Raw genomic sequence first — 7881 nt, 5'->3', positions numbered from 1 at the left:
GTTTCAATCCGCTTTCCCCCCCCTCTTTGGGTGGCCGTCGCCCGGGCCCCGGGTTGCCCAACCCCGGCGGGGGGGCCCCGGTTCGCGCCGCGCCCCCCCGCACTGGGTCGTCGAATTATTCGGTCAGGTCTGTCGGCTGTTAGGCCCGACCGAAGGCGAGCGCCACATTGTGCCCACCGAAACCGAACGAATTGTTGATCGCGTACTCGATTTCCTGGCGCCGGGCTTCGCCGTGCACCACATCGAGGTCGATCTCGGGATCCTGGTTCTCCAGGTTCAGGGTGGGCGGCACGATACCGTCCCGGATGGCCATCACGGTGAGCACCGATTCCAGCGCGCCGACGGCGCCGATCGAATGCCCGAGCGCCGATTTGGGCGCGTACACCGAGGCGTGGTTGCCGACGGCCTTGTTGATCGCCTTCGCCTCGGCGGTATCGCCGATCGGGGTGGCGGTGGCGTGCGCGTTGATATGGGTGATGTCCTGTTTGGACAGACCCGCGGTCTCCAGGGCCCGGGTCATGGCGCGGGCGGCGCCCGTGCCCTCCGGGTCCGGGGCGACCAGATGGAAACCGTCGGAGGTGATTCCGGCACCGAGCAGGCGGGCGTGGATGGTGGCCCCGCGTGCCTTGGCGTGCTCCTCGGTCTCGATGACCATGAGCGCGCCGGCCTCACCGAAGACGAAACCGTCCCGGTCCTTGTCGAACGGACGAGAAGCGGCCTTGGGATCGTCGTTGCGGGTGCTCATCGCGCGCATCATGGTGAACGCGGCGATCGGCACGGCGTCGATGAAACCTTCGACACCACCGGTGACGACCATATCGGCGTCACCCATGACGATCATCCGCCATGCGTTGGCGATGCCCTCCGAACCGGACGAGCATGCCGAGACCGGAGTGACCACTCCTGCCCGGGCCTTCAGCTCGAGACCGACGACGGCGGACGGCCCGTTCGGCATGACCATCTGAACGGCGAGCGGCGAGATCTTGCGATAGCCGCCGTTCTTCAGCTTGTCGACCGAATCGATGAGCGCGTCACCGCCACCTAGTCCAGTGCCGATGGCCACACCCAGCCGGTCCGGATCGACCTCCGGGCTGCCCGCATTGCGCCACACCTCACGACCGAGCACGGTCGCGAGTTGTTCGACGTAGGCCATCCGGCGGATCTCGACCCGGCTCAGCAAGCTTTCGGGACGGACCTTGAGGTGGCCGCCGATGCGGACGGGAAGGTCGTATTCCTCGATGAAGGAATCCTCGAGAACGTCGATACCGCTCTCGCCGTTGAGGAGACCCTTCCACGTCGCATCGACGTCACCCGCGATGGACGTGGACGCCGCCAAGCTGGTGACGACGACGTTCGGGAAGTTCCCGTTCAAGGTGGAAGGAGTGGTCACGGTGTCGGCCCTACTCGGCGCTGTCGAATTTGGCCTTGAGCTCGGCGGCGGTCTCGGAGTTCTCCGCCTCGAGCTTCTGGATGTAGCCGACAGCGTCGCCGACCGTCTTCAGGCTGGCCAGATCCTCGTCGGGGATCTTCACGCCGTACTTGTCCTCGGTCTGCACCGCGATCTCGACCATGGACAGCGAGTCGATGTCCAGGTCATCGACGAAGGACTTCTCGATGGTCACCTCGGAGGGCTCGATACCGGTCACCTCTTCGATGATCTTGCCGAGTTCCTCGACGATTTGTTCCTGGGTCAGAGCGGCCACTTCGTGGCTCCCTTCTTGTTTTTCTCCGTGTAGGGCTCTACAGGTTTCTTCGGGCCGGGCCGGCGATCGGTTACGCCGTCCCGGTGCCGTGACTTTCCGGGGGTCCGGAAAACACGGCCGCAGGCAAGTTAGCCGGTGCTCGTCGATTCGGCCAGCGCGGGGATGTCCTCGGGTGTCTTCAACGCCAGGTTCGGGGTGCCCTTGAGCTCCCGTTTGGCGATGCCGACGAGCGTTCCCGCCGGTGGCAACTCCGCCACCGCCGAAACGCCGGCCTGCCGGACGGTTCCGGTGCACAAATCCCACCGGACGGGCCGGGTGACCTGCGCGGCGAGCTTAGCCACCGCGTCCGCACCGGATTCGACCGGCTTGCCGTCGGCGTTCGACAGCAGCGTGCGCGTGGGCTCGTGCGGGGTGATCTCGGCGATCGCCGCCGCGACCGCCTGTTGGGCCGGCGCCATGTACTCGGTGTGGAACGCACCCGCCACCGGAAGCGCACGCACCCGCGCCTTCTCCGGCGGATTCGCCGCCAGTTCGGCGAGAGCATCGAGACTTCCGGCCGCGACGATCTGGCCGGTGGCATTGCGGTTGGCGGGAACCAGCTCCAGTTCCTCGAGCCGGGCCAGCACGGCGGCCTCGTCGCCGCCGAGCACCGCGGACATACCGGTCGGCTCCAGCGCGCACGCCTTAGCCATTTCGGCACCGCGGATAGCCGCCAGCGTAACCGCTTGGTCGGCGGAGAGCACTCCGGCGACCGCGGCGGCGGCGAGTTCACCTACCGAGTGCCCGGCCACGATGGTGTCGGCCGGTATCCGGTTCTCGCCGATCTCGGCGAAGGCGAGCAGCGCGGCGGCTACCACCAACGGCTGGGTGACGGCGGTATCGGTGATCTCTTCGGCGGTCGCTTCGGTGCCGAGCCGGATCAGATCCAGACCCGATTCCTTCGACCACAGTGCGAGGCGGTCACGAGCGCCGGGCAGGTCGAGCCAAGGCGCGAGCATGCCGGGTGTCTGAGAGCCCTGTCCAGGGGCGAACAACGCGATCACGTACCTAAGAAAACACTGTGAGGGCCTACTTGCGAGATGTCGACGCGAATGAAGCTTGCGGACGGCTTTTGTATGGTCCCCACAAAAGCCCGCGTGGGGTGTCCGCATCGACCGAAACCTCACATGCGTTACGGCCCATCTTTGTCCATCGGGACAAAAGTTTCCTCTGGTACAGATGTTGACGATTCGTTACGGGTTCGTGTCAGCCGACCTACTGTGGCGGCGATTCGTAGCACGTAGGCGTCCCGCGCATTCAACGGATCCCGGCCGGTCACCTCACCGATACGCTTCAGGCGATACCGGACAGTATTTGGATGAACGTACAGTTGCCGAGCGCACATCTCGACCGCACCGCCGCATTCCAAATAGGCATCCAGGGTGTCCGCCAGGGCGGAACCGGCCGAAGCCAACGGAAGGACAAGGTACTCGACAAGCGCGTCCACCGCAGCTCGGTCGCCGAGCAGGGCACGTTCGGGCAACAGTTCCATCGCGTGCACCGGCCGCGGCGCGTCCCGCCAGCCGATAACGGCCTCCATACCCGCCAGGGCCTCGAGCGCACTGTTGTGCGCGGCACCCAGGGTCCGGGTGGTCGGCCCGATCACCACGGGGCCGTCGGAGAAGACCTCGGTGAGCAGATCCGCCATGAACGACGAATTATGCGGCGCGTCGCCCAGATGCCCGCTCACCACCATCACGAGCCGCGAACCCTGCACCACCGCGAGCGCGGCCCGTCCGTGCCGCGCCGCGACGGTGTGCACGGCACCGACCACCGAAACGCCCTGATCCAGCGGCGGTGTACCCACCAGCACGGTGGCCGGGGCGGTGGCATCCCAGTTGAGGGTCGCCGCACGGGAGAGCATGTCGGGCCCGGTGTCCCCGCGCACCACCGCGTCCACCACCAGCGCTTCCAGCCGGGTATCCCAGGCGCCCCGGGATTCGGCCGCGCTGGCGTACACCGAGGCGGCCGCGAATCCGAGCTCACGCCCGTATCGCAGCACCGCCTCGGTGAGCGCGACCAGCTGACGGTCGTTGCGGGCCAGTGCGGGCAGCCACTGTTCGAAGAACTCCATGGCGACCCGCACCATGTCCACGGTCTGGCGCAACGTCAGCCGCCGCGCCAGATCCTGTGGGATCACCTGGAAGGCGTCCAGGCTGAACCGGATATCGCTGTCCGGGTCCTGGAGCCATTCCAGGAAGTTGACCACCGCGGTCTGCACCAGCATCTGGACTCCGGCGCGCTGCGCGGCATCCAGGTCGGCGAAGAACGGCAGCCGGTCCTGCATCGACCCCACGGCTTCCGTGGACAACCGGCCGGAGAACTGCTTGACCCGTTTGAGCAGTGTGTCCGGTAAGGGGTCGCGGGTCTGCCGGTTCGGCGACAGTGCGCCGGTGGGCAGATACACCTCGTGCTCGGAGGAGCCTTCGGAGACCCGGCGGGGACGCGGCGGTCTGCGTTCGATCATCGAGTTGTCGTCACTCCGAATCTCCTGCCCCACCGGCGGTGAACTTCTCGGCGGCGGATACATCGTCGATCCGGTACCGAGCTGCCGCCTCGGCGGCCTTCGCCGGATCGATCTTGCCCATCCGGCCCAGCCCGGCCAGTGCCGCGACGACGATGGATTCGGCGTCCACGTTGAAGACCCGGCGTGCGGCCGGCCGGGTATCGGAGAACCCGAACCCGTCGGTGCCCAGCGTCGTGAAATCGCCCGGCACCCATTTGCGGATCTGATCCGGTACCGCGCGCATCCAATCCGAGGCGGCGACGAACGGACCCTCGGCGCCGGCCAGGGCACGGGCGACATAGGGCTGCCCCGGATCCTCGCCCGGATGGTGCAGGGCCTCGGTTTCCAGTTCCAGCGCCTCCCGGCGCAGCTCGCTGTACGACGTCGCCGACCACACATCGGCGGCGACACCCCAGTGCTCGGCCAGCAGATGCTGGGCGCGCAACCCGTCGGGCACGGTGACCCCGGAGACCATGATCTGCGCGCGCACCTCCCCCGCACCGCCCTTGCGGTACAGGTAGAGACCCTTGAGCAGACCGTCCACGTCCAGCCCCTCGGGCTCGGCGGGCTGCTGGTAGGGCTCGTTGTACAGGGTGAGGTAGTAGAAGATGTTCTCCCCGCCGAAACCCTCCACACCCGGTGTTCCGCCGTACATGCGGCGCAGGCCGTCGCGCACGATATGGGCGATCTCGAACGAGAACGCCGGATCGTACGCCACCACCGCCGGGTTGGTGGACGCCAGCAGCAGCGAATGCCCGTCGTTGTGCTGCAGGCCTTCACCGGTGAGCGTGGTGCGCCCGGCCGTCGCGCCGAGCACGAACCCGCGGGCCAGCTGATCCGCCGCGGCCCACAGACCGTCACCGGTCCGCTGGAAACCGAACATCGAATAGAAGATGTAGAGCGGGATCATCGGCTCGCCGTGCGTGGCGTAGGACGTACCGACCGCCGTGAACGATGCGGTGGATCCGGCCTCGTTGATGCCCTCGTGCAGGATCTGCCCGACCGTGCTCTCCTTGTAGGCGAGCATCAGTTCCGCGTCGACCGAGGTGTAGAGCTGGCCGTTGCGGTTGTAGATCTTCAGCGACGGGAACCAGGAGTCCATGCCGAAGGTGCGGGCCTCGTCCGGAATGATCGGCACGATCCGCTTGCCGATCTCCTTGTCGCGCAGCAGCTCCTTCATGAGCCGCACCAGGGCCATCGTGGTGGCCACGTTCTGCTTCCCGGACCCCTTGCGCACCGATTTGTACACGTCGTCGCCGGGCAGCTTCAGCGGTGCCACGGTGGTCCGCCGCTCCGGCAGATAACCGCCGAGCACCTTGCGGCGATCCAGCATGTACTGGATCTCCTTGGTCTCCGCGCCCGGGTGGTAGTACGGGGGCAGATACGGATCCTTCTCCAGTTCGGCATCGCTGATCGGGATCCGCTGCAGGTCACGGAAGTCCTTGAGGTCCTGCAGGGTCAGCTTCTTCATCTGGTGCGTGGCATTGCGGCCTTCGAAATGCTTACCGAGGGTGTAGCCCTTGATGGTCTTGGCCAGGATCACCGTCGGCTGACCCTTGTGCGCCAGCGCCGCCGCGTAGGCCGCGTACACCTTGCGGTAGTCGTGACCGCCGCGCTTCAGGTTCCAGATCTCCTGATCCGACAGGTCCTGGACCAGAGCCTTCGTGCGCGGGTCGCGGCCGAAGAAATGGTCGCGGACATAGGCGCCGTCGTTGGCCTTGTAGGTCTGGTAGTCGCCGTCGGGTGTGGTGTTCATCAGGTTCACCAGCGCGCCGTCGCGGTCGGCGCCCAGCAGCGCGTCCCACTCGCGACCCCAGATCACCTTGATGACATTCCAGCCGGCACCGCGGAAGAACGACTCCAGCTCCTGGATGATCTTGCCGTTACCGCGCACCGGACCGTCCAGGCGCTGCAGGTTGCAGTTCACCACGAAGGTCAGATTGTCCAGACCCTCCATGGCCGCCACATGCGCCAGACCACGCGATTCGGGTTCGTCCATCTCCCCGTCGCCCAGGAACGCCCACACATGCTGGTCGGAGGTGTCCTTGATCCCGCGATCGTGCAGGTAGTGGTTGAACCGCGCCTGGTAGATGGCATTCATCGGGCCCAGGCCCATCGACACCGTCGGGAATTCCCAGAAATCGCTCAGCAGCCGCGGATGCGGATACGACGGCAGCCCCTTGCCGAGGCCGCCGTGGCTGTACTCCTGGCGGAAACCGTCGAGCTGATCAGTGCTCAGCCGGCCCTCGAGGAAGGCGCGAGCGTAGATACCGGGTGAGGCGTGACCCTGGATGAAGATCGAATCGCCGCCGCCGGAATGGTCCTTACCGCGGAAGAAATGGTTGAACCCGACTTCGTACAGCGCCGCCGAGGACGCGTAGGTCGAGATATGGCCGCCGACGCCGATACCCGGGCGCTGCGCCCGGTGCACCATGATGGCCGCGTTCCAGCGGATCCAGGCCCGGAAGCGCCGCTCGGTCTCCTCATCGCCGGGGAACCAGGGCTCGTTCTCGGTCGGAATGGTGTTGACGTAATCGGTGGAGGTCAGCGCAGGAATCGACACCCGGCGCTCACCGGCGCGTTCGAGCATCCGCAGCATCAGGTAGCGGGCGCGGCCGGGACCCTCGCGCTCGAGCATCTCATCGAAGGATTCGAGCCATTCGCTGGTCTCCTCCGGATCTATATCCGGTAGGTAAGAGGCCACTCCTTCACGAATCACGCGGACTCGGCCACCGGGCGGTACGCCGTTGGCGTCGCGAGAGGTGGGAGCGGAACCCGGCTCAGCGGATTCCGCCGGGACGCCAGAGTGGATCAGATCGGTCAAAACTGCTCCTCGTACAGGGGGTGGTCGAGCTGATGGCTGCGGTGACCCCGAGTGGCCCGCTGGTGTGCAGGTCACCCGTGACGACTATTCCGGGCGCGCCCGCGTCCTTGCGTGGCGCGTCCCACATCATCATGTCAGCCGCCGATCCAGTACCGTTCGACAGGCAGGTTCGAAGCGAATTTCGAGGAGCCGGGAGGACGATGCAAGGGCTGGACCCGCGCCGATTCGGGCTGATGTGCGCGGCGGCGGCACTGCTCACCGGCGCGACCGTGGCGGGTTGCGCGACTCAGATCCAAGGGGTGGCGACACCGAACGCCGCCGAGGCGAGCGCCTACCGGAATGCCGCGTCCTCCTCGTCCGCGGCGGCAACCTCTTCCCAGATCGCCGCCGCCCGGGACCAGGCAGTCACCGACAACTGCAATCCGTTCGCCGGCACCACCGCCGTCGGCGTCAGCAAGTACAACGAATTCGTCGACGCGCACGACAGCAACGCCCCCGACTACGACGCCAAACGGGACGCCGCGGTGACCGCGCTGGACGATGCCGCGAACCAGGTGGAGGGCGGTGTGAACGCCGCCGGCACGAACCTTCCCGAGGATTTGAAGGCGAAACTCCTCGAATACGTCAAAGCCGCCCGCGACCTCTCCCAGGCCACCCGCGCGATGACCTACACCTCCCCCGTGGGACCTCTCAACGACGCGAGCCGCCGCGTGAACGACGCGCGCAACGTCGTGCGCGATACCTGCCCCGGCTGACCCCTTATCGCCCGTCACCAGCGGTTTGTCGCGACACCAGAAATTCGATCTACC

General features: G+C 66.6%; 6 protein-coding genes. 1 reads left to right on the top strand and 5 read right to left on the bottom strand.

The genetic code is table 11. From position 1 onward, the window contains the following. Positions 1–139: 139 nt before the first annotated feature. From ABZ827_RS29660 to aceE, 5 genes are all read right to left on the bottom strand, one after another. Entirely contained in the window at positions 140–1390 is a 1251-nt protein-coding gene (locus tag ABZ827_RS29660; protein WP_357243794.1) for a KasA/KasB family beta-ketoacyl-ACP synthase, read from the bottom strand. A 10-nt stretch (positions 1391–1400) separates the two neighbouring features. Beyond that, positions 1401–1703 carry a meromycolate extension acyl carrier protein AcpM gene (gene acpM / locus ABZ827_RS29655; protein WP_357243791.1) on the bottom strand — a complete coding sequence of 101 codons (303 nt, stop codon included), beginning with the start codon at positions 1701–1703 and terminating at the stop codon, positions 1401–1403. Positions 1704–1831: 128 nt separating this feature from the next. After that, on the bottom strand, positions 1832–2746 hold the full coding sequence (locus tag ABZ827_RS29650; protein WP_357243788.1) for an ACP S-malonyltransferase: 915 nt from the start codon (positions 2744–2746) through the stop codon (positions 1832–1834). 128 nt (positions 2747–2874) lie between these two features. Next, positions 2875–4209, bottom strand: a complete 1335-nt coding sequence (locus ABZ827_RS29645; protein ID WP_357243785.1) for a helix-turn-helix domain-containing protein — start codon at positions 4207–4209, stop codon at positions 2875–2877. 10 nt (positions 4210–4219) lie between these two features. Continuing rightward, the gene (gene aceE / locus ABZ827_RS29640; protein ID WP_357243782.1) at positions 4220–7072 is read right to left on the bottom strand and encodes a pyruvate dehydrogenase (acetyl-transferring), homodimeric type; all 2853 of its coding nucleotides are present in this window, start codon (positions 7070–7072) and stop codon (positions 4220–4222) included. 200 nt (positions 7073–7272) lie between these two features. Here aceE and ABZ827_RS29635 point away from each other — a divergent pair, with 200 nt between their 5' ends. Beyond that, on the top strand, positions 7273–7827 hold the full coding sequence (locus ABZ827_RS29635; protein ID WP_357243779.1) for a hypothetical protein: 555 nt from the start codon (positions 7273–7275) through the stop codon (positions 7825–7827). Positions 7828–7881: the final 54 nt, after the last annotated feature.

The sequence above is a fragment of the Nocardia sp. NPDC019395 genome (assembly GCF_040632335.1).
Taxonomy (GTDB): Bacteria; Actinomycetota; Actinomycetes; order Mycobacteriales; family Mycobacteriaceae; genus Nocardia.
This window is presented reverse-complemented; position numbering and strand designations above follow the sequence as displayed.

Excerpts from the sequence above, each read along its gene's own strand:
- ABZ827_RS29635 (WP_357243779.1), top strand. The coding sequence starts at position 7,273 with ATGCAAGGGCTGGACCCGCGCCGATTCGGGCTGATGTGCGCGGCGGCG.
- ABZ827_RS29645 (WP_357243785.1), bottom strand. The coding sequence starts at position 4,209 with ATGATCGAACGCAGACCGCCGCGTCCCCGCCGGGTCTCCGAAGGCTCC.